Here is a 21406-nt window from a genome sequence, read left to right as displayed (position 1 = left end):
TCGTGGTCCTCGCCGACCGCGAATTGCGCCTCCGCTGCAGGATCGCGTTGCTGGTGAACTCGCTGCCATTGTCGCTGACGATCATCTTCGACACGAGGATTCGGGCGCCTCTCCCTCAGGCTCGGGACACCGTCGCGGAGCACCGTGGATACCACTTTGAGCCTCGGTTCACGTGCGTGACCGGCAATTGATTTCGCGGAACGTCTCGTTCAATTCGCTATCGCAGGATGTAAGATACCGCTATCCGCGAGCAGCAATCTTTCGGGTGGGCATGCGCATTCAGCAACTGGCGAACACGCCACATCCTGCCCCGCCCTCACGGCCGTGAAACAGGAAGACCACGGAGAGGCCCAGCCTCTTCGCCAATTTCAGCCCTCTGTGCTCGCCAAGAACCATCATTGCCGTCGCCCAAGCGTCCGCACTCATGCAATCGTGAGCGATCACGGTCGCCGAGGCGGGCGAATCCTCAAGCGGAATGCCGCGGCATGGATCGATGGTGTGGGAGAGGCGGTGTCCGCCGACATCCACCCAATGGCGATAATCCCCGGAGGTTGCGACGGCTGCATCCTCAAGTTCGATGATGGAATGCGGCGCGCGTTGATGACGATGAGGTTTCTCGACCGCAACCGCCCAGCCCGTGCCGTCAGGCTGCGCGCCGCGGGCGCGTAGCTCGCCGTCAATGGCAAAAAGGCCCGCTTCTATGCCGTGCAGAGCGGCGGCTTCCGCCAGCCGATCGACACCGTAGCCCTTGGCGATGCCGTTTAAGTCGAAGCGCATGTCGGCATGCTTTCGCACCCTCCCGTGAGCTGCGTCGAGCTCCAGGATGTCATGAGCCGGGTTACGGCGTAAGCGGCGAGCAGCCTTTATTGCCTGTGCGTCGGCTTCTCCAACGCTGAATCCCCACGCGGCGACGGCATCGCCTATGCCGATGTCGAAGGCTCCGCCTGAAGCCACGCCGACGGCAAGGCCTGCCTGAAGCACCTTCACCAATTGCTCGGGAAGGGCGACCCATTCGCCGGGACGGGCCGCGTTCAGGCGATTGAGATCGCTTTCGGGCTTCCAGGTGGACATCTGCCGATCGACCTCTGCGACGGCACCCGCCATCGCGGCGTGGACCCCAGCGGTTTCAAAGTCGTCTGGCATGTGGAAGAGGGCAGACCAGCGTGTGCCCATGGTGGGACCGTTCAGGGCATGGCGGGCGAGATCAGTAAACGTCTTCGGCATAACGGCCCTCTGCCTTGAGTGCTGCAAGACTTATGCCCTGCGGAATTAGGATATCAGAGAGAGCGGCGGCCACACCTGCCGCCATGTCACGGCCGCCGCAGACGAGGATCTGGCTGCCTGCCGCGATGAGTCTACCGATCTTGGCGGCATCCTTGCGCAAGATGTCCTGGACGTAGGCCGGATTTGCGGTGCGCGAGAAAGCGGTGGAGACGCCTGCCAGCCGGCCGTCCTGCCTCCAGTCCGACAATTCCTCCGCATAGAGAGCATCGCTCGCCGGATGACGTGTTCCGAAATAAAGATACATGGGGTGGCGGGCCCTATTCGCGCGGGCGAATCCCGCAAGAGGTCCGATACCGGTGCCTGCGCCGATCAGGATGACGGGCCTGCCGCTGTGTAAAGGCCGAAAGCTCGGATTGGAGCGAACGAAGGCCGTCACCGTCTGCCCGGGTTCCAGAGCTGTCAGTTGTCCGGAGCAGAGGCCGCCCGGCTGCTTGCGGACGCAGATTTCGAGGAACCCGTCCTTCGTGCCCGAAGCGATCGAGTAGAAGCGCGGCACTTCCGAACCTTCCGGCAGGATGCCGACCAGGTCGCCGGCTTCGAACCGCGGAAATGCGTTGCCGGCCAGACGCTGCCAGACGGACGGCATCGGCGGAGTGAAGCGCAGGATCACAGTCGTGGCCTGAACGCTTGCGCCATAGGCGCGTCGCGAGACCAGTGAAAGCTCCCAGGTCTTGGGTCTGGTGGGCCGGTGATCGAGTTCGAAGGTGAGCCCGAGCATCTCCGCGAGATCACGGCCCCAGCGAGCAAAATCCGGCGACGACTGACGGTCCACGGTGTCGTAAGGCAGCAGCCTATCCCAGCCCTTCTCTTCCGCCAGTTGCGCGATGTCGACCGCGAAACCGCAATAGGCAGGGAAGCTCCGGTCGCCGAAGCCGAGAACGGCAAGCGAAAGCCCCTTCTCTGCAGGCGTGCGCCGAAAGCGTTCCAGAAAACCTTGCGCGGACGCCGGGGCTTCGGCGTCGCCATAGGTTGCGGCAAGAAGGATGAGCCGTTGCGCGATGGGCCAGCGTGCGGGTTGGAAGCTCGACATTGGACCGACATGAACATGCATGCCATGCGCCGCGAGCGATTTTCTCAGGGTTTCGGCAAAGCCCCAGGTCGTCCCGCCCTCGCTGCCGACGAGGATTATGGTGTCGGCCTCGTCTGCGGAAACGGAACTGCCTTTCTTCTCGCCACGCCCCCTGAACCAGACGGCGAGACCGGTCCAACTGAGGACAGGAACGGCAAGTGCGGAAACACCGAGAAGCAGGCCGAGCCACGCCATTCCCTGACCGGTATGCAGCATGGCGAGGAGGTCGGTCAGGCGATTGACCCAGTTTGAATCCTTCCAGGCGAGCAGTTCGCCGCTACCCTGGTCGATATAGCCTTCGCCGGCAGCCGTCTTGAGGGTAAATACGTCGCTTGCATCGCCGGCAGCCGGAAAGCTGAGGGAGCGAAATGTTTCGACCGGGGTCTCCTGCAGTAGGGTTATGGAGGCGATCTGAGCACCGATGGCGCCACTGACCTGCGATGGGAAGGGCGGAGCGCCGGCCCCCTCCGGCAGATAGCCGAATGTTGAGGCGGTCATCCAGAGTGCGCTTAGCGACGACAGGAGCAGGCCGGGCAGCGCAATCCGCGAGATGACGGCATGGAAGCGTCTGTCGCCCGTGCCTTTTGCAGGCTTCAGCATATGGCGCCAGCCGCCGGCACGGCGCGCCAGCAGGAATAGGCCGGACAGGGTCAGCGTCAGCAGGGATGCCGCGCCGCTAGCGACGATGAGACGGCCACTATCGTCGAGGAGCAGCGCGCGATGAAGCTCGATGAGCCAACGCTCGACGGTCGACGTGTCGGCGCTGCCAGCGGGCGAGCCGGTCGCCGGGTCGATGATGGAAGACGCCGGCTGGTCGCCGTCGAAATAGTGTGCCGTGATCCGGCCGGATGGCGCGCGCCTGATCAGCTCTACTGAGGGTTCCGTTGTCTGGATCCGTGCCGCGAGTTCCGCGACACTGATGTCTTGAGTGACAGGGGTGGTGAGCCCCTCAATGGCCGGGAAGATGGAGAGTGCCGTACCGCTCAGGGCGATGACGGCGATAAGCACAGCGGCGACCAGCCCGAACCAGCGGTGGAGTGACCGGATCATGGCAATTTCCTTGCAGATTAACGCGTATAGATGAAGTCGGCGATGTAGTGACTACCTTTAGCCGCTTGACCCGATCCGGCCGAGGTTAGCGGCACGACGATTTCGTTGGGGCTGTCGCGCATGTCTTCGACGGCGGAGTCGATGTGCAGCTTATAGCCGGCATCAAAGAGGGTATCGGCGAGGTCAAGTGTGATCTTGAGCGAGCGGCCGGCCCCGACGCTGGCTCCGGTGATGCCGTTGATTTCGCCTGTGTCGCCGCCTGTGGCCCGATACCAGCCGCTCAGATGCTCGTGGTAGCGCGCCTTGCCTCCTGCCATCCACAAGCTGCCGGCATATTTTCCCTGCGCGTCGGTCACGTAGTAGGCAAGATAGGCTCCGTCTCCACCATAGTTGCGCATGCTGGTGGTGAAGGTCACTTCGGTTGCGAGCGCCAGACCGGGTACTGTCAACGCCGTCGTGACGGCCAGCGTGGCCAAATACGACTTCATCCTCATTGTTTATCTCCTTTCCGGGTGCGGTCAGTTCATCTGGGCGCGCGGCTTGCTGCCGGGCGTAAACAGGCTGTTGCTCGGGGGATTCGCTTTCTCTTGCATGGGAGGATTGCGAGCGTCGCACCCAGCCTTGCCATCGTCATCATCGTCGTCATCACCTCGGCCGCCACAGCCGTTGGCAGCGTAGCGGTCATCCTCGTGTTCACGCCGGCGTTGTTCCTCGCTGTGGCCTTTGCTCTCATGTTCGCGATAATCCGCTTTCACGACGTCGGTACCACTGAGCCTCAATGGATTAAGCGGTAGGGCCATACCGGCGAAGGCGGCGAGAATGCCGGTAGCGACAATCGCGGTAAGAAGGAGCTTGCGGTGTTTCATGCGTGTGTCTCCTTTGAGAATTGGCGAGAGCGAGGGATCACCACGTGATCGTGGGTTCCTCGATTCCGACGACATCGAGCGTCACGGGGATGCCGGTCTTCATCATCGTTTCCTCTCGGTGTCGAACCGATAATTCAGGCCGCAGACTGACCGCCACCTGACGGACGCCAAGATCTTGCTTCAGCTTCCGGTAAGCTGGCGGATGGACTACAGAGAGGGCGAAGGGAGAATTCCTGCATGAGGGTTCTGCTGATAGAGGACGATAGGGCACTGGGGACGGCTATTCGTGACCAGATCGCCGCGGACGGTCATTCCGTCGATTGGATGAGCCGCCTCGACGAGGCGCGAGATGCGTTCTGCTCGGCCGCCTACGATCTCGTACTGCTCGACCTGATGTTGCCGGACGGCCTCGGCATTCCCTTCCTCAAGGGCCTGAGGGCGCGCGGAGACGCGACGCCCGTGATCATACTGACTGCGCTGGATCAGGTTTCCGACCGAATTGCCGGGCTGAACGCCGGCGCGGACGATTATATGGTCAAGCCCTTCGACCTAGACGAACTTTCCGCACGTATCGGTTCTGTGGCGCGTCGCTATACGGGCAACCCGAACCCGATCGTTACGCTTGGACCATTGGAGGTCGACCTAGCCGCCCGCAGCGTCAGGCTTAACGGCAAGCCGGTCGCTCTGACGGCGCGCGAATGGGTGCTGTTCGAGGTTTTCGTCCAGCGTCCTGGCCAATTGCTTTCCAAGGCACAACTCGAGGAGCGGCTCTATTCGTTCGACCAGGAAGTCGGCAGCAATGCGATCGAGGTTCATGTGAGCCGGCTGCGCAAGAAGCTGGGGGCTCATGTGATCGAGACGGAGCGCGGTCTAGGCTATCGGCTGGGACGGCCATCAAGATGATGTCTTCGCTTCAGGCGCGGCTGGCAGTCGCGGTCGGTGTTTCAGTGACCATATTGTGGCTCGCGGCCGCCATAGCCACCGCGCACCGCCTCGGACAAGACATGGAAGAAGTCTATAACGACGGGTTGAAAGCGACTGCCGAGCGCATCCTGCCGATCGCCCAACATGACCTGCGCGAAGGACACCAGAGACGTGAAAGCGTCGATGATGAGGAGGACGACAACGTCGGGCGTGATCCGCGACAAGAACGAAAGGCTCGCTACGGCGAGGATGTCACCTTCATCCTGCGCGACAGACAAGGCCGTGTGCTGCTTGGTTCGGCGGGTGCGGACGCCTCGATCTTTCCTCCGTTCGAGAGACAGGGGTTTTCCCGCACCAGGACGCATCAACTCTATTATGCGGCAAGCGCTAACGGAAACCTGGTCATCGCTGTGGCCGAACCACTGGATCGTCGTCGGGAACTGTCGCAGAGCATGCTGCTCGGGCTGTTGTTGCCGCTGCTGGTTGTCATTCCGCTGAGCCTTGTGGTGATCCTGTTCGCGGTCCGCTATTCTCTGCGTCCGGTCCGTGCTCTTCGGCAGGGACTTTCCCGTCGGGGAGCGCAGGATCTGTCACCTTTGCCGGACAGCGGCTTGCCAAGTGAACTGCGGCCGATTTCCGCCGGAATCAATCAGCTTCTCGACCGCCTGAGGGCCGCGTTCGAGGCGGAGCGGGCCTTTGCTGCAAACGCGGCGCATGAACTCCGCACACCGGTTGCCGGCGCGATAGCGCAGGCGCAACGCATCCGCTCCGAGACGAAGGAAAGGCTGACGGCACAGCGCACAAATGAGATCGAAGCCACGCTCAAGCGGCTGATGCGCATGTCGGAAAAGCTGATGCAACTCGCCCGAGCCGAAGGCGGTCGGCTGCGCGCCGACGAACCGTCCGATCTGAGGACGGTGATCCGCATGATCGTAGAGGACTTCGAACGTGCCGGAGAGCGGCAAATTGAGCTGACTATGCCGGAAGGGCCTGTTCTATCGCCGCTCGATCCAGATGCGGTCGGAATCCTCTCCCGTAATCTCATCGAAAACGCATTGAAGCACGGAGCACGAGGAAGCCCGGTCGAAGTGGTTCTAGAACCTGAAGGGGTTCTTTGTGTTGCCAATGATGGAGCGACGCTTCCTACAGAGGCAATGGATCGCCTGATGCGCCAGTTCGAGCGCGGCAACGTCAAGATTGATGGATCGGGGCTTGGACTCGCCATCGTCAAGGCGATCGCAGATCGTGTCGAAGCAGCTGTCGACGTCGTGTCTCCCCGCTCAGGAAAAAGCGAGGGCGTCGAAGTGCGCGTGCGCTTGCCTATCACGTAAGAGCCTAATCTTATTGTGCCAGTCAGCGATCATTCAGGACGGTCGTAGGTAGCGCCAATTCTGGTCGACGACCCCGTGGCGATCAGCCACCGGCGATCCAACGCGGCCGCCAGGACTGTTCCCGTGAAGACCAACGTGAAAGCATTCGCCTCGAGCGTCCGCTCGATGTTCCACTTCCGATCGAGCTCCGTCAGCCTGGATTCTATCTGGTCGGGATGTGAGCCTCTCCTCCATCTGCCAGCGCAGGTCGCCGGTTGATCTCGTCGGATGTCTGGGCGCGCTGACCCGGTTTTTTTGTCATGGCCATGGCGGTTCCTCCTCTTCGGGGAGCCGCAGGCTAAGCACAAAGTTGCATGCCCGATCTTGATGAGATATCGATATATATTATATTAGAACATATAATAATTAAGCACGGAGCCAGTCATGCCCATTACAGCAATATCCGAGAAGCTTTCCGTCTCGACGCAGCCGAGCATTGAGGACATCCAGTCACTCCGCGACAAAGGATTCAAGACACTCATCAACAACCGACCGGAAGACGAGGATCCTGCACAACCCGGCACGCAAGCGGAAAGCCAGGAAGCGAAGCACTGCGGCCTGTCCTATGCGTTCATCCCGGTCACGGCCAGCACGATCACCGAGGCGGACGTGCGTGCGTTCCAGCGCGCGGTCGACGAATCCGAGGGGCCTGTGTTCGGCCACTGCAAGACCGGCACTCGCTCGCTGAGCCTCTACTTGATCGGTGAGGTCCTTGACGGCCGCATGTCTGCCGATGAGGTCGTCGAGTTCGGACGCAGCCGCGGCTACGACACCAGCGCCGCCGCACGCTGGCTTGAGAAGCAAGCCGCGCGCCGTCCACAGGTAAAGGGCTTCTTCGACAAGCGTACCTGGAGCGTTCAGTACGTGGTTTCAGATCCCGCGAGCAGCGAGTGCGTCATCATCGACCCTGTGCTCGACTTCGACGAGAAGTCAGGGGCGACAGCGACCATCAATGCCGACGCCATCCTCGACTACGTCCGCGACCAGGGGCTGAGCGTCGAGTGGATCCTCGACACCCATCCGCACGCCGACCACTTCTCGGCGGCGCAGTATCTGAAGGAGAAGACGGGGGCGAAAACGGCCATCGGCGAGCGCGTCGTGGATGTCCAGAAGCTGTGGAAGGGCATTTACAACTGGCCAGAGCTCGCGACCGACGGTTCGCAATGGGACCGGCTGTTCGCCCATGGTGAGACCTTCAAGGTCGGCTCCATGGATGCCAAGGTGCTGTTCTCGCCGGGACACACCCTCGCCTCCATCACCTATGTGATCGGCGATGCGGCTTTCGTGCACGACACGCTCTTCATGCCCGACAGCGGGACCGCACGAGCCGACTTCCCCGGTGGTGACGCACGCGTCCTGTGGAAGTCGATACAGGACATCCTCACGCTCCCGGATGAGATGCGGATCTTCACCGGCCACGACTACCAGCCAGACGGGCGGGCACCTCGCTGGGAAAGCAGCGTCGCTGATCAGAAGAAGTTCAACCCGCATCTTGCTGTGACGGAAGAAGAATTCGTGGCGCTGAGGACGAAGCGCGACAAGACGCTGCCGATGCCGAAGCTCATCCTCCATGCCCTGCAGGTAAACATCCGCAGTGGGCGCCTGCCGGAGCCGGAAGCCAACGGCAAGCGCTACCTCAAGTTTCCGCTCGATGCGTTACAGGGAGCAGCATGGGGATGACCGCCGATCTGAAGGCAATGATGAAGGCTGGGCTGTCTCCTGCGGAGCTTTCTCTCCGCGCGGGCGAAGTGGCGAACCTTCTGAAGACGCTGTCCCATCCGGCGCGTCTGATGGTCGTCTGCACCCTGGTGGAAGACGAGTATTCGGTCGGGGAGCTTGAAGAGAAAGTCGACGTCCACCAGCCGCATCTGTCGCAGCACCTGACGGTACTGCGTGGCTCCGGCATCGTCGAAACGCGGCGGGTGGGGAAACAGATCTTCTACCGTCTGACGGAAGAAAAGGCCGCGCAACTGGTTGCCGCCCTCTATGACATCTTCTGCGTGAAGGAAGAAAAATGAGCGCCTATCTCCCATCTCTGCTCGGCGGCATGCTGATCGGGACATCGGCCGTCATGCTTCTGCTCCTCAACGGCCGGATTGCCGGGATCAGCGGGATCGTCGGGCGTCTCGCGCAAGGGATCGGCTTGACGACCAACCTTGCCTTTGTGCTCGGGCTGATGCTCGGGCCGCTCACCTATCTCCTCGTGTTCGGCGGCTGGCCGGTCGTGCAGATCACCGCCGGCTGGCCGCTGCTCATCGTGGCGGGACTGCTTGTCGGCTTCGGCTCACGCATGGGCTCGGGCTGCACCAGCGGACACGGCGTGCTTGGGCTTGCCCGCCTTTCTACACGATCGATGGTGGCGGTCGCCACGTTCCTGACCGCCGGTGTGATCGGCGTCGCAATTTTGCGAGGTGTCGGGTCATGAACAGGAAAGTCTACCAAATCGTCGCGGCGCTCGCCGCGGGCGTCGTCTTCGGCTTCGGGCTATCCTTGTCCGGCATGCTGAACCCCGTCCGCATCCAGGGCTTCCTCGACGTCTTCGGCGCCTGGGATCCGAGCCTCGCCTTCGTTCTCGGCGGTGCAGTTGCGGTCGCGGCCATCGGCGTGCAGGTGATGAAGCGGATGCGGCACCCAGCCTTTGACGACAGCTTCCATGTGCCGGCGAGCCGCCGGATCGATGCGCCGCTGGTTATCGGCTCCGTCTTGTTCGGCCTTGGCTGGGGGATCGGCGGCTTCTGTCCAGGTCCGGCAGTCGCATCCCTGTCAATGGGTCTTCCTCCGACAATCCTGTTCGTCGTCGCGATGCTGGGCGGGATGACCTTGTATGACAGAGTATGGGGCGGACGGGCGTGAACTATCCTATCGTTTCGGCAGTCGGCTCCGGCGGACTCGTCGGCTTCATGCTCGGTCTCCTGGGTGGAGGCGGATCGATCTTGGCAACGCCCCTTCTGCTCTATGTGGTGGGAGTGGCCCAGCCGCACATTGCCATCGGCACGGGAGCGCTCGCTGTTTCGGCGAACGCATTCGCAAATTTTGCCAGCCACGCGATCAAGGGTCACGTTTGGTGGCGCTGCGCGGCCGTCTTCTCTGCACTCGGCATCGCCGGCGCCGTAGGCGGCTCCAGCCTCGGCAAGGCGATAGACGGAGATCGCCTGATCTTTTTCTTCGGGATCGTGATGGTGGTCGTTGGCGCTCTGATGCTGAAACCCCGGAAGGCGGTGGCCGTCGACGGCCGCCCGGTCGACCTCAGGATGTGCCTCGCCACCGCGGCCGTGGCACTCGCCGCCGGCGCCGCATCCGGTTTCTTCGGGATCGGCGGGGGCTTCCTGATCGTGCCCGGCCTCATGCTGGCGACGGGCATGCCGATGATCAACGCGATCGGCACATCTCTCCTCTCCGTCGGTGCGTTCGGACTGGCGACCGCCCTGAACTATGCCAGTTCGGGCCTTGTGGACTGGTGGCTTGCCGCCGAGTTCATCGGCGGCGGCATTGTCGGCGGCGTTTTTGGCATGCTGCTCGCCACGCGGCTCAGCGCCTACAAGAACATCCTCAACCGCCTCTTCGCAGCGCTCATCTTCGTGGTTGCTGCTTACATTTTGCATCGGAACCGGGGGACGCTGGTGTCGGGGTAAGGCGCAAAGCAGAGGGACGGGGCGCGGTCATGTTCCGCCCTCGGTTAATGCGCCAGGAAAACTGGCATGCTGCTTTGCCCTATCATGTTGTGCGTCACGCCTTGAACAGCGTCTGCCGCCAACGAGCGTGATTGTATGCGCCCATGACGATCAAATCGGCAATCTCATCCGTCGCATGCTGCCTCAGGACCTCGTCAGTTTCAGCCCGGCGGCGGGGTGTTGCCTCAGGAGGCGGTCGACGTGGCGGTCATCCGCAACGCTCTTCGGTTCCTCTAATGGGCGAGAAGCACCGGGAGCTCAGCGTGGACGAGCAATTCGCGAGTAACGCCGCCGAGGATGAATTCACGAAGCCGGGAATGGCCGAAACCGCCCGCAACCAGGAGGTCTGCTTTTCGTTCCAGCGCAGCCGATTGGATGGCCGCGGTCGCGGTCTCTCCACCTGCCTGGATCGATACGTCTTCCACATCCAATCCAGAGTGCTTCAAAGACGAGATGAGAAGGGCGCGGTTCACCTCGTCGGTCTGCTTGTCGTCGGTGATCGAGATGACCTGCACCTTGGTCGCCCGCTCGAAGAAAATGCGGGCGCAGGATAGGGCACGCGCGGCGGTGGCGCTGCCGTCCCAGGCAACGGCGATCGTGTCTACGCGAGAGCAGACGCTGGTGGCGGGAAATAGAACGAGGGGACGGCCGCTTCCGAACAGCAGCGTCTCGGAAAGCTGGCGGGAGAGCTCCGAGGACTCGATGATGGACAGGTCGTGGCACCTGGCAATTTCGGAAAGTCGTTCATATACGAACGGCTCCGTGGCCTCGAATCCATGGATTCGTATTCGGACGTCAGTCTCCGAAACAGCGTGGGTGAGATGTTCCCGCAGCGCAGTCCCGCTGTCCCGGCTATACTGCTCTGCTTGCCCCCGCCATGTGTCGACATCGATCACTGTCGGAAAGGGCTGGTGGACCTGGGGGATGCGAACTTGCGGGATGCTGGCGACCAGATGGGCGTCATTCTGCCGAGCCAGGTCAATTGCATTGTCGATTATGGTGAAGGAACTTGCGTCGGGATAGGTCGACAACGGAAGATGGAACTGCGGGTGCATGCTGGCCTCCTGAGGTTAAACAGCCGTCATGATGCCTGCCGCAGAGGGAGTCTGCATTGCGCTTCGTCAAGGCCGCGGCGCAACCAGGCTGAGAATCTGGAAACTGGCCACCGTCTTGCTGAGGGGCTTCAACCAAGCATCCGGATGCCGCAGATTTCCTGCTGAACCGTTCGTAAGAGGGGCGAGACGTTAAGCTCCCTGAAAGCAAAAGCGTTGCCATTGTTGACCTGAATCAATGGGGCTCACGCCCGATAGACAGATGATGGCTCTATCGTCATGGCCGCGGCTTCGCGGTCATATGCGGAGGATCATTCAATGGCGAACACTACCTTGCATGCGCAACCGTCAACCTACTCTGCAATGCCGATTCATGTCTCCGTGCTGGTGCTTGGCACGACACTGGCCGCCTTCGTAACCATCTCATTCCTGCTCTGCATGGTTCTCGGCTTCGTAGCTCCCGACTGGGGGCTGCATCGGCCTTGGCTGCAGTTCTTTTCGGGTCTGACCGGCTTTGATCTTCGAAGCCTGGCCCTGGGGACGATTCAAAGCGTTATCTTCGGCGGCTACGCGGGAGCATTGATCGCTATTATCTTCAACTTCATCAGCCGACGTTTTGGCTGATGAAGGCGATCTGTGGAGCTTGGGCGCAACCTCAGCTTACGTGAGCAATTTCGCCAGAACCTGCTTCTGTTTTCATCTGAGGCTGGCGTTTCTATTACCGCAGGCGTGCGTTATCCGGGCTTTCGGACTGCGCCTGTCGCCGATCACTGCGACGGACGCAGTGTCATGGCCTCGGGTCAGCATCGGCAAGTTGTCAACTGGATGACCCGGCGCCGGATCCGACGGATCCGGCATTCGAAATCGTCCTGCTCCACTTCGGAAACAGGCGAGTAGACAGATCCACCAAAGGGGAAGGACATGAGAAAGACAAGAATTCCAAACACTCTCGTTTTGGCCGCAACGATCGCCCTCGGCGCTGCGGGATTCGCGGTCGCACAGACGAACGGACAGGGCCAGGAGTCCATGCCCGGCTCCGGCATGATGCCCGGCGGAATGATGGGGCAGGGTATGATGATGCAGCCCGGCATGATGGGAGGCATGCCCCAGATGGGCATGCGCGGTCAGATGATGAAGATCATGTTCGCAATTGCCGACGTGGACGGGGATGGTGCGCTGTCATTCGAGGAGGTCACGGCCATCCATAAGCGGATTTTCGACAGCGTGGATGCCAACAAAGACGGCAAGGTCACGCCCGAGGAGATGCAGGCGTTCTGGCGGCAATAGGCAGGACCGGTAAATAAAAGGGGCCTGTGCATGACGTTCAAGGACCGGCTTCTGAACGATCGGCTGTGGGATCGTATCGTCGATGCCGCGGAGGCCGCGCAGCTGATCACCGATGGCATGATCGTCGGCATGAGCGGCTTCACCAGAGCCGGCGAGGCCAAGGCCGTGCCGCTGGCGCTGGCGGAACGGACAAGACGCGATCCGCTGAAGATCACACTGATGATCGGTGCCTCGCTCGGCGACAATCTCGACGGCACGCCACCGAGGCTCATGTCATCGCGCGCCGCATGCCGGTCCAATCCGATCCCGTCTTACTCCGGGCGATCAATGCCGGCTAAGTGATGTTCGTCGACCAGAGTCGCGTCACAGAGGTGAGGAGGCGTTGATGAAGGCAATGGTCCTCGAAAGGGTGGGCTCTCCGCTGCGCTCGGAAGAGCGGCCCGATCCCGCGCCGGGATATGGGCAACTAATGCTGAGGATGGAGGCGTGCGCCATCTGCAGAACCGATCTTCACGTCTGTGACGGCGATCTGGCCGATCCAAAGCTTCCGCTCGTTCCGGGCCATGAGATCGTCGGCATCGTCGAGGCCGTCGGCGGGGGTGTCGCTTCGTCGCGGCTCGGGCAAAGGGTCGGCGTGCCGTGGCTGGGACACACTTGCGGGTCCTGCTCCTTCTGCCGCGCCGGACGGGAGAACCTTTGCGACCGTCCTGAATTCACCGGCTACACGCGCGATGGCGGTTTTGCCACACATGTCGTTGCAGATGCGGATTATGCCTTTGCGCTGGAGAACGATGCCGACCCCGTTGCGCTTGCGCCGCTGCTGTGCGCCGGCCTTATAGGATGGCGTTCGCTGAAGAAGGCCGGCGATGCCGGCAAGATCGGTCTTTACGGATTTGGCGCGGCCGCTCATATCATCGCCCAGATCTGTCGCTGGCAGGGTCGCGAGGTCTATGCCTTCTCACGCCCCGGCGACGAGGCGGCGCAAGATTTCGCGCTCGGCCTCGGCTCCGTCTGGGCGGGAGGTTCGGACGAAAGTCCGCCGGTCCCACTCGACGCGGCGATCATCTTCGCGCCTGTCGGCGAGCTCGTGCCGGCTGCCTTGAAGGCAGTGCGGAAGGGGGGCAGGGTCGTTTGCGGCGGTATCCACATGACCGATCTCCCGGCGATGCCCTATGCCCTTATTTGGGGCGAGCGAAGCGTGGTCTCGGTCGCTAATCTCACGCGCGCCGACGCGGAGGAATTCTTTCCGGTCGCTCGCAAGGCCAGGGTCAGGACCCATACGTCTGTCTATGCGCTTGTCGATGCCAACAGAGCGCTTGAGGATCTTCGGCTAGGCCGGGTGAACGGGGCCGCCGTTCTGACGCCTTGAGCGGTTGCCGCAGTCTTGACCCGAAAGCGAGACGCTCTCGTAGCCGGTAGGCGGCCGTGGGATAACCTGTTGTCGGCCGGCACCCGACGCTGTCTCGCAAAATGTGGCACGATAGTGCATTCTTGATGGCGGCGAATGTCGGATGATCTTACGATCGAAGCCGCGCCACCTGTCTTTTGATGAAGAAGTGCCATGAACGGCGACATGACGACCAGATCCACCAGCGAAACCCAGCTCGTCGAGCTCGCGCGCCTGCTCGATGGAGCTAATCTCATCATCCATGGTTTCGATGGCGTCATCAGCCGGTGGACCGGCGGCTGCGAAGCACTTTACGGCTGGTCGCGGGAAGAGGCTCTCGGCAAGGTCGTACATGAGCTTCTGGCAACGCATTTCCCCCGGCCGGTGGAAGAAATCCGCGAAGCGGTGCGAAGCGAAGGCGCCTGGGAAGGCGAGGTGCTGCATCGCCACAAGGACGGGCGCACCCTCTTCATCGCTACTCGCTGGATTGGGATCGACCCATCTTCCTCCAAGGGCATGATCGTCCAGACCAACAATGATGTGACCAGTATGAAGAGGGTGCAGGATGATCTCGCAGGACGGGAGGCGCATTTGCGCTCCATCCTCGATACCGTTCCCGAGGCGATGATCGTCATCGACAGTACCGGCACCATCTCCTCTTTCAGCGCCGCGGCCGAGCGACTTTTCGGCTATTCCTCCGAGGAAGTCTTTGGCCGGAACGTCAAGATGTTGATGCCGCAGCCTGATCGCGACGCGCATGATGGCTATCTCTCTCGCTACATGACGACTGGCGAACGGCGCATCATCGGCTATGGCCGGGTAGTGACCGGGCAGCGCAAGGACGGCTCCGTCTTTCCCATGGAGCTCGCTGTCGGCGAGGCCATTGCCAATGGCAAGCAGCTATTCACCGGTTTCATCCGTGATCTGACGAGCCGCCAGAGGATCGACGAGGAACTGCGCCAATCGCAGAAGATGGAAGCGATTGGTCAGTTGACCGGAGGACTGGCGCACGACTTCAACAATCTTCTGACCGTCGTCATCGGCAATCTCGAGATGATCGAGGATAAGTTGACCGACGAAAGGCTGCGGCCGCTCCTGCGTGAGGCGCAGAATGCTGCTGACGATGGCGCCAAACTTACGGGCCAGTTGCTCGCCTTTGGCCGCCGGCAGCCGCTGAACCCGAAGCTCGTTGATGTCGCGCAATTGGTTTCAGGCTTTTCCGAGCTGCTGCGGCGCACTGTGGGCGAGGCGATCGAGTTCCGTACCATCGTCACCGGCGTAGACAACAAGGCGCTCGTCGACAGCTCGCAACTCCAAAATGCGCTTTTGAACCTCGTGCTCAATGGCAGGGACGCGATGCCCCGCGGCGGGCAGGTTTCGATCGAGATCTCGCGTGTCAAGCTCGATGTCGACTATGCCAAGATGTATCCCGAGGTGCGCACCGGCGATTACGTGCTGATCTCGGTCACCGACACCGGCGGCGGCATGACGGCCGAGGTCAAGCAGCGGGCCTTCGAACCCTTCTTCACCACCAAGGGCGTCGGCGCCGGAACCGGGCTCGGCCTTTCGATGGTTTATGGCTTCGCCAAGCAATCCGGCGGTTTTATCCAGCTTTACAGCGAGATCGACCGGGGTACGAGTGTGCGCGTCTTCCTTCCAGCCGCGCGCGCGGCGGCAGAAGGCGCCGGCGAAGAGGGAGCGAAAGAGCGCCTCCAACCGAGCATTCCGGGCGGCGTCGAAAAAATCCTCGTCGTCGAGGACGATCCGCGCGTGCGCCGCGTCGCTGTCTCCCGTCTGGCAGCCGCAGGTTACACGGTCGTCTCGGCCGCGAATGGTGGGGAAGCGCTGGAGCGGCTGGACGAACATGATGATATCGCCTTGCTCTTCACCGATATCGTCATGCCAGGCGGCATGACCGGCGATGAGCTCGCCAACGAAGTGAGGGCGCGGAAGCCCGGGATCAAGATCCTGTTCACGTCTGGGTACGCGGAGCCGGCAATCGCAGGCCGGGAGCTGGCCCTTTCCGGGAGCTGGCTGAAGAAGCCTTATACCGCCCGTGAGTTGGCGTTCCGGCTCCGTGAGCTCCTCGATTGACTTCGCCTTTCGCTGGGGTTCCCGAAACTTCTCGTCGGTGCTGCCACGCGGGAAAACCTGTTGCGTGGGTGATTGCGGGGAGGAGCGGGCCGGATCTGGATAATCATGCTGCAACGACTTTCACATCGGCTGCCGCGAGTCCTTGATAGAAGCGGCGTTTAAGGGCGATGGACCACCAATCATAAAGGAAGATCTCGAGCGGGCGCCAATTCGCAACCCAGCCGAAAATAAGCAGACTTTCGCTCAGGACCTTTCCAAGGGTGTCCGATCCCATCACGTTGATGATGAGTTGGCTGCAAACGATGCTCAACGCCAGGGTCGGAATGCCAACGATCAGTTCACGTCGCCCTTCCCGTAGGAGCTCCCGCAATTCGCGGCGAGTTTGAACGGCTCGATCGCCGAAGTTATGTTGAATTGCCTCGCATATCATTGCAGCCGAGTCGGTTGCGAGTTCTTGAACTGGCAGCTGAACGACGATCTCCAGCCGAGCGCTTCTCGGTGCTTCCTGTGCCCATTCGACGATGAAGCGCTCCGCGTCTGGATCAAGGTCCCGCTCACGAAATGGCGTGGGGTCGAGGGAGTTGAATAGGCGCGCGGCGCAATCGACTTTCAAAATGATCGTGTGGCTCTCATCGTCCATCTGCCGAACAATCTCTTTTTGGCGCCCTATGTGACGCAAACCTTCATCAGCGGTCGGGCTCGATCTCAGCATCCACATGCATGATTTCTTGAGTTTATCGGAGTTTTGGCGACGCCTTTCCTTGAGATCGGTCAAATCAGGCGCCTGCGGAAGAGTTCATGAGGGAAATTGCAATCGGATATCAAACGCGCAGTCGCAAGCTTTCTTTGATCGACCGCAATGCAGTCCTGCCGGGAAAGGGACAGAGTTGCCTCCGAGGGTCCCCCTCTATCATCTTCAAAAGTGGAGAGATCAGATGCACGACAGTACCATACAACAGGACGTTCTGGACGAACTTGAGTTCGAGCCAAGCATTGATGCTGCCAATATCGGCGTCGCGGTCGAAAATGGGATCGTCACCCTGTCAGGCCACGTCGAGAGTTATGCGGAAAAGGCCGCTGCCGAAGCAGCGGCGCGACGTGTGAGAGGTGTACGGGCAATTGCCGAGGAAATCGAGATTCGCTATCCGGAGCGGAAGAAGCATGCCGACGACGAAATTGCTGCCCGGGCGGTGAAGATCATCAGTTGGGATACAGCACTTCCAGATGCCGCTATCGGCGTGACCGTCCAGCGCGGCTGCGTTACGCTGACGGGCGAGGTGCCGTGGCACTTCCAGCGCGTCGCGGCGGAAAATGCCGTCCGCAAACTGGGCGGGGTTCTGGCGATCGTCAATCGTGTGACCATTCGGCCGACCGCAAGCGCGGCTGACGTTCGGGAGCGTATCGAGAGTGCATTGCGCCGCAATGCCGAGATCGAGGCGTCCGGCATTCGCGCTGACGTGGCCGGCGGCAGCGTTGTCCTCAATGGCGATGTCCATTCCTTGAACGAGCGTCGCGCCGCTGAACGCGCTGCCTGGTCTGTTCCCGGCGTGACCAAGGTAGACAACCGCATCGCGGTGCACTGAAGGGAAGGGAAGGGAAGGGAAGGGAATCGTCAGGCGACGGCTCGGCGTCTGCTCAAGCAGCATATCGGCCTGGCTGAAGTCGAGCCGCCGTGTATGACCGAATGCCGCAGATCGGGCCTCACGCGTCGCATCGATTCATGCGACGCGTTTTAAGTGTTTGGTCTCGTGTATGCCGACATTGCCACGGCGACCTCCGCGACAGGCACCATGGAATTTCACTACTGGCGTCTTCTCCTGGCTGAACCCATCGCGATTAGGATGTCTGCTTCCCCCGGGCTTCTCGGCGAATAAGCCAGAGGCCAGGCAGCATCGGCAGCCAGAACGTGAAGCCTCGCAGCATAAGTGTCGCCGCGAGTCCCATTTCGACCTGCACCCCGAGCAGGTGAAGGAGAGCGACGCAGCTTCCTTCGAAGGGACCGAGACCAAGTGGTAGCGGCGAAAGTGTCGCGACGACGGAGGCCAGAATGAAACAGACCAGGGCGTTCGACAGCTCGATGTGCACGCCAATTGCCCGTAGCGCGAGCCATAACGTTGCAGCGTCGAGAAGAAAGATCGCTGCCTGTAAGGCCGTTGCCTGAGCCAGAACGGTACCGTCGCTCAGCAAGTCGCGCCTGACTTTGGCTAGCATGTCCGCAGTTCTCGCGATAGGCGGCCAGGACAACATCCGTCTGGGGATAAACCGGCCGCGGGAGTGGGCGACAAGGAGCAGAAGAGCCGCGATGAACAATATGATTGAAATCCTGGAAGAGCATCCGGATGACGTCGTCGAAAAGGAGCTGGAAAGCGCGATCTGGGCGCTCAACGAAGACGAGCAGATTGATCTTGTCGCTCTTGCCTGGCTCGGTCGCGGTGATGGCGACGCCAGCGAATGGGACGATCTGCGCCATCAGGCTGCCGAAGCGCATAACAATCGCACGGCTGCCTACCTTCTTGGCCTGCCGCTGCTGCCGGACTACCTCGAAGAGGCGCTCGACCAGTTCGGAGAGAGCTCGGCTGCCGCAATGGAAGGCAAATTGTAGAGGCACCAGTGCAACGGAAGGTACGTTGCAAAGCTTAGCCGTGCGCCGGCGAAGAGCCGCCGGTTCAAACCACACCAAGGATAGCGATAGTCAGGACCTCTTGAAGCTGTCAGCCTTTTTCTCAATCGCCTGTTCCAACTGCGCTTGCTCTTGGTCGATCATCCGACTTAGTTTTTCACGCTCTACAGGATCTCGCACCAGTTCGAGCATGTCCTGAAATCGCCTGATGTTCTGCTGGATGACATAAGGGTCCATGGTCTTAGACCTGTTCCGGACAGCGGGAACGCCCATTTTAGTCTCACGCCCGCCCAGATCAATAGCTCGTTTTAGCTATGGTCAGCTTCCATGATGTATGTTCGTTGTCACATCTATTTCCCGCCGCTGGCGTTCAGTGGTGCGCCCCCCTTGCATAGCTGGCAAATTCCACCATGTTGTCGACGTATTCGTCGTCATTGCCCGCCAGTAGCACCAGAGCGGAGCGCTTGACGATCCTGACTGAATGACGACCGGCGGGGGCGACGACGCCCTTGTTCGTCAGCTTCGTCATCGTCCGCGAAACCGTCTCGATGGTCAGGCCGAGATAATCCGCAATATCGAGCCGGGTCATCGGCAGCTCGATGATGGCATCGCACTGGCGGCGGTCGGCATCGCGAAGGAGTTCCTTCAATAGAAAGCTGCAAACGCGCTCCTCGGCATTCTTGCGGGAGAGGAGCACCATCTGATCCTGGGCGGCTGCCATCTCGTCGCAGAGATGGACAAAGACCTCAGGCCGCAGATCCGGTGATTTGTCGACCGCTGTCTCGAAAGCCCTGCGTGAGATGCGGCGGACCTTGATATCGGTGACCGCTTCGGCGCTGTAGAGATAGTGGCTCTTTAGCGATACGCCGATAATGTCGCCGTCATGCAGGAAACCGGTGATGACGCGGCGGCCATCGGAGATGATCTTGAAGATCCGCAGGCTGCCCTCGATAACCTCGAAGAGATGCGTGGCGGCATCCCCCTCGAAGAACAGCGATTGGCCCGCGGCGACGCGTTCGACGGGCTGTTTTTGGAAAAGTGCCTGAAGGCCGGTCGGCGCGGAGCCAGGAAAGGTCGCGCTCGTGACGCCTTCTGCGTGGTGAAAATTGGCGACCTGCAGCATGTCCATCCCTCCGTGCTGTTGATGACGACAATTGACCAGCCGCCGGTGACACGCCGATGCCGCGCGTGTTAAAGATGGTGCGAATTTGTAACAGTTGGTAACAGGCAACGGCTTGTCGAGCAGATGGGTCCGGCGGGGCCCGTTCGACGGCGGGATAATAAGGTCCATGCCTCCAGATCATCCCGTTACGGCAACAGGTGCGTATTCGCAGCAGACTCGGCCACAAATATAATGCGCCTTTCGTTGTCAGCGGCCTGCAAGCGAGCTTCCCGCAATTGGTACAATCACGCTGCCTTTCGAGGCCGGCTGGCATTGTGGAGCAGACCACCAGCAATCCTTTGCCAATCTGCGAAAATGTACAGTACGAACCGCGTACTTTCTCGCAATCTCGGTTGCGTAGTCATACAGCGCGCGGCAGATGGCATTCTGGTTTGCGCCTTCTTCAACAATAAGAACCGGCACGTCCAGCACCTCGTGATAAGGCCACTGTTGCGTGCGTTGGAGCAAACAAAAGCCTCTGATCATGCCAACTCTATCGACGGCGATGAGCATTTGGTTTGAGCCCCGATGGGTCATGCCCGCTGGATATTCGACGGTCAGCTGCTTGAGTTCCTGCCACACAGCCGGCGGCGGCATTGCGCCTCCCGCATCCAGAAACCGCTCGAGGTCCGGCCAATCGCACTCCTGAGCCGGCGCTACCGTAAAGTCGCTCACACCGCTTGCCCTCCCGCTGCAATGAGGAGCAAAGATCTAACGAACTATAGATGTCGGACGGCTGGAGAACATTGCGACAGATCAAACGCTCCGGCCCGTGAGAATTGGCCTTGCACTGTCGAAGACTTGCTCGTGCGCGCTCGAAAACTCCTGCGTTGGCAAACTGTCGCGGCGCCTCCTCTCTCAAACGAGATCAGATTCTAACGGAACCCGCCTGGTGCGTTGTTCCTGAAATCTGTGGCGAATTGAGCTATCGCAAGGTCTTGTGGCGAGCAGTGTGGCATTGTCTCAATACTCGGCTGGAGGCGACGACGATGAGCGTGACGATTAAGGAAATGAACACAGACGATTGCTTCGATATGCTTCGCCACGCGAAAACGGGAATATTGGCATGTAGCCATGAGAACAAACCCTATCTCGTGCCGATCTCCTTTGCCTGCGAGGAACGAAAGATCTACGCCTTCTCGCTCGAGGGAAAGAAAATCGACTGGATGCGCGCAAATCCCCAAGTTTGCGTGCTGGTCCACGAACATACATCCCGTGGCTCATGGCGTTCCGTGATTGCCTCCGGACGCTTCGAAGAATTTCCAGATAAGAATGGCTTTGCCAGTGAACGTCAGCACGCCTGGAGTGTTCTGCAGAAGGACAGCGGGTGGTGGGAGCCTGGCGCGCTCACCCCTGAAGATGGGACCGCCGCAAAGCCACGCGAGCCGATTTTCTTTGGAATTTGGGTTGAAGAGATTTCGGGCAGGCATGGTGTCGAGGCAATTTGAGATGAATCGGAAGGGGTGCCGTGAGAGCTTTGGCTCTTCCCAATGGGCCGATGTGGCGACCCTTTTTCGTTTCGGATGCCTGGCAAAAATGCTTCGCCTTTAGATCCGGATGGCTGTCATTG

24 protein-coding genes and 2 pseudogenes are annotated in these 21406 nt (G+C 60.7%); 15 read left to right on the top strand and 11 right to left on the bottom strand.

Translation table 11 applies throughout. The features are described from left to right. Positions 1-279 precede the first annotated feature (279 nt). The 4 genes from NL154_RS23455 to NL154_RS23440 are packed head-to-tail and all read right to left on the bottom strand — an operon-like array spanning position 280 to position 4269. Positions 280-1224, bottom strand: a complete 945-nt coding sequence (locus NL154_RS23455; protein ID WP_434734297.1) for an FAD:protein FMN transferase — start codon at positions 1222-1224, stop codon at positions 280-282. Further along, the gene (locus NL154_RS23450) at positions 1205-3403 is read right to left on the bottom strand and encodes a PepSY domain-containing protein (protein WP_434734296.1); all 2199 of its coding nucleotides are present in this window, start codon (positions 3401-3403) and stop codon (positions 1205-1207) included. Before NL154_RS23450 ends, NL154_RS23455 begins: the two co-directional genes overlap by 20 nt. Positions 3404-3420: 17 nt before the next feature. After that, entirely contained in the window at positions 3421-3891 is a 471-nt protein-coding gene (locus NL154_RS23445; RefSeq protein ID WP_221147024.1) for a DUF2271 domain-containing protein, read from the bottom strand. Positions 3892-3921: 30 nt separating this feature from the next. Beyond that, positions 3922-4269: a hypothetical protein gene (locus NL154_RS23440; protein WP_221147023.1), complete on the bottom strand. Its 348-nt coding sequence runs from the start codon at positions 4267-4269 to the stop codon at positions 3922-3924. Positions 4270-4506: 237 nt separating this feature from the next. Here NL154_RS23440 and NL154_RS23435 point away from each other — a divergent pair, with 237 nt between their 5' ends. The 7 genes from NL154_RS23435 (at position 4507) to NL154_RS23405 (ending at position 10195) form a co-directional block, all read left to right on the top strand. Continuing rightward, complete coding sequence (locus NL154_RS23435; protein WP_210631990.1) at positions 4507-5172, top strand: response regulator transcription factor; 666 nt, start codon at positions 4507-4509, stop codon at positions 5170-5172. Next, positions 5172-6524 carry an ATP-binding protein gene (locus NL154_RS23430; protein WP_434734354.1) on the top strand — a complete coding sequence of 451 codons (1353 nt, stop codon included), beginning with the start codon at positions 5172-5174 and terminating at the stop codon, positions 6522-6524. Before NL154_RS23435 ends, NL154_RS23430 begins: the two co-directional genes overlap by 1 nt. 423 nt (positions 6525-6947) lie before the next feature. Beyond that, positions 6948-8243 carry a bifunctional sulfur transferase/dioxygenase Blh gene (blh, locus tag NL154_RS23425; protein ID WP_434734295.1) on the top strand — a complete coding sequence of 432 codons (1296 nt, stop codon included), beginning with the start codon at positions 6948-6950 and terminating at the stop codon, positions 8241-8243. Then, the gene (gene bigR, locus NL154_RS23420; protein WP_210631988.1) at positions 8234-8581 is read left to right on the top strand and encodes a sulfite-sensing transcriptional repressor BigR; all 348 of its coding nucleotides are present in this window, start codon (positions 8234-8236) and stop codon (positions 8579-8581) included. The genes blh and bigR overlap by 10 nt, the downstream gene beginning before the upstream one ends. After that, positions 8578-8988 (top strand): YeeE/YedE family protein, encoded by a 411-nt coding sequence (locus NL154_RS23415; RefSeq protein WP_210631987.1) that lies wholly within the window; start codon positions 8578-8580, stop codon positions 8986-8988. The genes bigR and NL154_RS23415 overlap by 4 nt, the downstream gene beginning before the upstream one ends. After that, complete coding sequence (locus NL154_RS23410; RefSeq protein ID WP_210631986.1) at positions 8985-9416, top strand: YeeE/YedE family protein; 432 nt, start codon at positions 8985-8987, stop codon at positions 9414-9416. Before NL154_RS23415 ends, NL154_RS23410 begins: the two co-directional genes overlap by 4 nt. 47 nt (positions 9417-9463) lie before the next feature. Beyond that, positions 9464-10195 carry a sulfite exporter TauE/SafE family protein gene (locus NL154_RS23405; protein WP_434734353.1) on the top strand — a complete coding sequence of 244 codons (732 nt, stop codon included), beginning with the start codon at positions 9464-9466 and terminating at the stop codon, positions 10193-10195. A gap of 44 nt (positions 10196-10239) precedes the next feature. On the opposite strand, the pseudogene NL154_RS23400 reads toward NL154_RS23405, so the two are convergent. Continuing rightward, positions 10240-10391: pseudogene (locus tag NL154_RS23400) on the bottom strand (universal stress protein); the annotation flags it as partial. A gap of 76 nt (positions 10392-10467) precedes the next feature. Continuing rightward, a complete protein-coding gene (locus NL154_RS23395; protein ID WP_221147019.1) occupies positions 10468-11289 on the bottom strand; it encodes a universal stress protein in 822 nt (273 codons plus the stop codon). 315 nt (positions 11290-11604) lie between these two features. On the opposite strand from NL154_RS23395, the gene NL154_RS23390 reads away from it, so the two are divergent. The 5 genes and pseudogenes from NL154_RS23390 to NL154_RS23370 all read left to right on the top strand — a co-directional run bounded on the left by NL154_RS23390 (position 11605) and on the right by NL154_RS23370 (position 16054). Beyond that, entirely contained in the window at positions 11605-11910 is a 306-nt protein-coding gene (locus NL154_RS23390) for a hypothetical protein (protein ID WP_210631983.1), read from the top strand. Between the two features lie 297 nt (positions 11911-12207). Further along, the gene (locus NL154_RS23385) at positions 12208-12573 is read left to right on the top strand and encodes an EF-hand domain-containing protein (protein ID WP_210631982.1); all 366 of its coding nucleotides are present in this window, start codon (positions 12208-12210) and stop codon (positions 12571-12573) included. Positions 12574-12603: 30 nt separating this feature from the next. Continuing rightward, positions 12604-12908 (top strand): annotated as a pseudogene (locus NL154_RS23380) (propionyl-CoA--succinate CoA transferase); the annotation flags it as partial. Positions 12909-12958: 50 nt separating this feature from the next. Beyond that, positions 12959-13942, top strand: a complete 984-nt coding sequence (locus tag NL154_RS23375; RefSeq protein WP_210631981.1) for a zinc-dependent alcohol dehydrogenase family protein — start codon at positions 12959-12961, stop codon at positions 13940-13942. 204 nt (positions 13943-14146) lie between these two features. Then, the gene (locus tag NL154_RS23370) at positions 14147-16054 is read left to right on the top strand and encodes a PAS domain S-box protein (RefSeq protein ID WP_434734294.1); all 1908 of its coding nucleotides are present in this window, start codon (positions 14147-14149) and stop codon (positions 16052-16054) included. Between the two features lie 103 nt (positions 16055-16157). Here NL154_RS23370 and NL154_RS23365 read toward each other — a convergent pair whose 3' ends face one another. Further along, positions 16158-16829: a hypothetical protein gene (locus NL154_RS23365; protein ID WP_247241771.1), complete on the bottom strand. Its 672-nt coding sequence runs from the start codon at positions 16827-16829 to the stop codon at positions 16158-16160. 160 nt (positions 16830-16989) lie between these two features. Here NL154_RS23365 and NL154_RS23360 point away from each other — a divergent pair, with 160 nt between their 5' ends. Continuing rightward, positions 16990-17637: a BON domain-containing protein gene (locus NL154_RS23360; protein ID WP_210631979.1), complete on the top strand. Its 648-nt coding sequence runs from the start codon at positions 16990-16992 to the stop codon at positions 17635-17637. 253 nt (positions 17638-17890) lie between these two features. On the opposite strand, the gene NL154_RS23355 is transcribed toward NL154_RS23360, so the two are convergent. Continuing rightward, entirely contained in the window at positions 17891-18364 is a 474-nt protein-coding gene (locus NL154_RS23355) for a lysylphosphatidylglycerol synthase transmembrane domain-containing protein (RefSeq protein ID WP_434734293.1), read from the bottom strand. Here NL154_RS23355 and NL154_RS23350 point away from each other — a divergent pair. Then, positions 18264-18656: a DUF3775 domain-containing protein gene (locus NL154_RS23350; RefSeq protein ID WP_434734292.1), complete on the top strand. Its 393-nt coding sequence runs from the start codon at positions 18264-18266 to the stop codon at positions 18654-18656. The two genes, NL154_RS23355 and NL154_RS23350, sit on opposite strands and share 101 nt — an antisense overlap. A gap of 90 nt (positions 18657-18746) precedes the next feature. Here NL154_RS23350 and NL154_RS23345 read toward each other — a convergent pair whose 3' ends face one another. From NL154_RS23345 to NL154_RS23335, 3 genes are all read right to left on the bottom strand, one after another. Continuing rightward, the gene (locus NL154_RS23345) at positions 18747-18911 is read right to left on the bottom strand and encodes a hypothetical protein (protein ID WP_221164046.1); all 165 of its coding nucleotides are present in this window, start codon (positions 18909-18911) and stop codon (positions 18747-18749) included. A 133-nt stretch (positions 18912-19044) separates the two neighbouring features. Further along, a complete protein-coding gene (locus tag NL154_RS23340) occupies positions 19045-19797 on the bottom strand; it encodes a helix-turn-helix domain-containing protein (protein WP_434734291.1) in 753 nt (250 codons plus the stop codon). Between the two features lie 246 nt (positions 19798-20043). Further along, positions 20044-20511, bottom strand: coding sequence for a hypothetical protein (locus tag NL154_RS23335; protein ID WP_210631973.1), 468 nt, complete (start codon positions 20509-20511; stop codon positions 20044-20046). A 314-nt stretch (positions 20512-20825) separates the two neighbouring features. Here NL154_RS23335 and NL154_RS23330 point away from each other — a divergent pair, with 314 nt between their 5' ends. Further along, on the top strand, positions 20826-21284 hold the full coding sequence (locus NL154_RS23330) for a pyridoxamine 5'-phosphate oxidase family protein (protein WP_210631972.1): 459 nt from the start codon (positions 20826-20828) through the stop codon (positions 21282-21284). Positions 21285-21406 lie beyond the last annotated feature (122 nt).

This window comes from Rhizobium sp. YTUHZ044, from assembly GCF_051123975.1.
In the GTDB taxonomy this organism is placed as follows: domain Bacteria; phylum Pseudomonadota; class Alphaproteobacteria; order Rhizobiales; family Rhizobiaceae; genus Rhizobium.
The sequence above is the reverse complement of the archived record's forward strand: the minus strand, read 5'-3'. Positions and strand labels throughout refer to the sequence as shown.

What these genes read in the sequence shown, in the direction of transcription:
- NL154_RS23345 (WP_221164046.1), bottom strand. Translation starts at nt 18,911, where the DNA reads ATGGACCCTTATGTCATCCAGCAGAACATCAGGCGATTTCAGGACATG.
- NL154_RS23440 (WP_221147023.1), bottom strand. Translation starts at nt 4,269, where the DNA reads ATGAAACACCGCAAGCTCCTTCTTACCGCGATTGTCGCTACCGGCATT.
- NL154_RS23395 (WP_221147019.1), bottom strand. Translation starts at nt 11,289, where the DNA reads ATGCACCCGCAGTTCCATCTTCCGTTGTCGACCTATCCCGACGCAAGT.
- NL154_RS23455 (WP_434734297.1), bottom strand. Translation starts at nt 1,224, where the DNA reads ATGCCGAAGACGTTTACTGATCTCGCCCGCCATGCCCTGAACGGTCCC.
- NL154_RS23360 (WP_210631979.1), top strand. Translation starts at nt 16,990, where the DNA reads ATGCACGACAGTACCATACAACAGGACGTTCTGGACGAACTTGAGTTC.
- NL154_RS23340 (WP_434734291.1), bottom strand. Translation starts at nt 19,797, where the DNA reads ATGCTGCAGGTCGCCAATTTTCACCACGCAGAAGGCGTCACGAGCGCG.
- NL154_RS23375 (WP_210631981.1), top strand. Translation starts at nt 12,959, where the DNA reads ATGAAGGCAATGGTCCTCGAAAGGGTGGGCTCTCCGCTGCGCTCGGAA.
- NL154_RS23385 (WP_210631982.1), top strand. Translation starts at nt 12,208, where the DNA reads ATGAGAAAGACAAGAATTCCAAACACTCTCGTTTTGGCCGCAACGATC.
- NL154_RS23410 (WP_210631986.1), top strand. Translation starts at nt 8,985, where the DNA reads ATGAACAGGAAAGTCTACCAAATCGTCGCGGCGCTCGCCGCGGGCGTC.
- NL154_RS23435 (WP_210631990.1), top strand. Translation starts at nt 4,507, where the DNA reads ATGAGGGTTCTGCTGATAGAGGACGATAGGGCACTGGGGACGGCTATT.
- NL154_RS23370 (WP_434734294.1), top strand. Translation starts at nt 14,147, where the DNA reads ATGACGACCAGATCCACCAGCGAAACCCAGCTCGTCGAGCTCGCGCGC.
- NL154_RS23415 (WP_210631987.1), top strand. Translation starts at nt 8,578, where the DNA reads ATGAGCGCCTATCTCCCATCTCTGCTCGGCGGCATGCTGATCGGGACA.
- blh (WP_434734295.1), top strand. Translation starts at nt 6,948, where the DNA reads ATGCCCATTACAGCAATATCCGAGAAGCTTTCCGTCTCGACGCAGCCG.
- bigR (WP_210631988.1), top strand. Translation starts at nt 8,234, where the DNA reads ATGGGGATGACCGCCGATCTGAAGGCAATGATGAAGGCTGGGCTGTCT.
- NL154_RS23330 (WP_210631972.1), top strand. Translation starts at nt 20,826, where the DNA reads ATGAGCGTGACGATTAAGGAAATGAACACAGACGATTGCTTCGATATG.
- NL154_RS23450 (WP_434734296.1), bottom strand. Translation starts at nt 3,403, where the DNA reads ATGATCCGGTCACTCCACCGCTGGTTCGGGCTGGTCGCCGCTGTGCTT.
- NL154_RS23350 (WP_434734292.1), top strand. Translation starts at nt 18,264, where the DNA reads ATGTCCGCAGTTCTCGCGATAGGCGGCCAGGACAACATCCGTCTGGGG.
- NL154_RS23430 (WP_434734354.1), top strand. Translation starts at nt 5,172, where the DNA reads ATGTCTTCGCTTCAGGCGCGGCTGGCAGTCGCGGTCGGTGTTTCAGTG.
- NL154_RS23390 (WP_210631983.1), top strand. Translation starts at nt 11,605, where the DNA reads ATGGCGAACACTACCTTGCATGCGCAACCGTCAACCTACTCTGCAATG.
- NL154_RS23445 (WP_221147024.1), bottom strand. Translation starts at nt 3,891, where the DNA reads ATGAAGTCGTATTTGGCCACGCTGGCCGTCACGACGGCGTTGACAGTA.
- NL154_RS23405 (WP_434734353.1), top strand. Translation starts at nt 9,464, where the DNA reads ATGCTCGGTCTCCTGGGTGGAGGCGGATCGATCTTGGCAACGCCCCTT.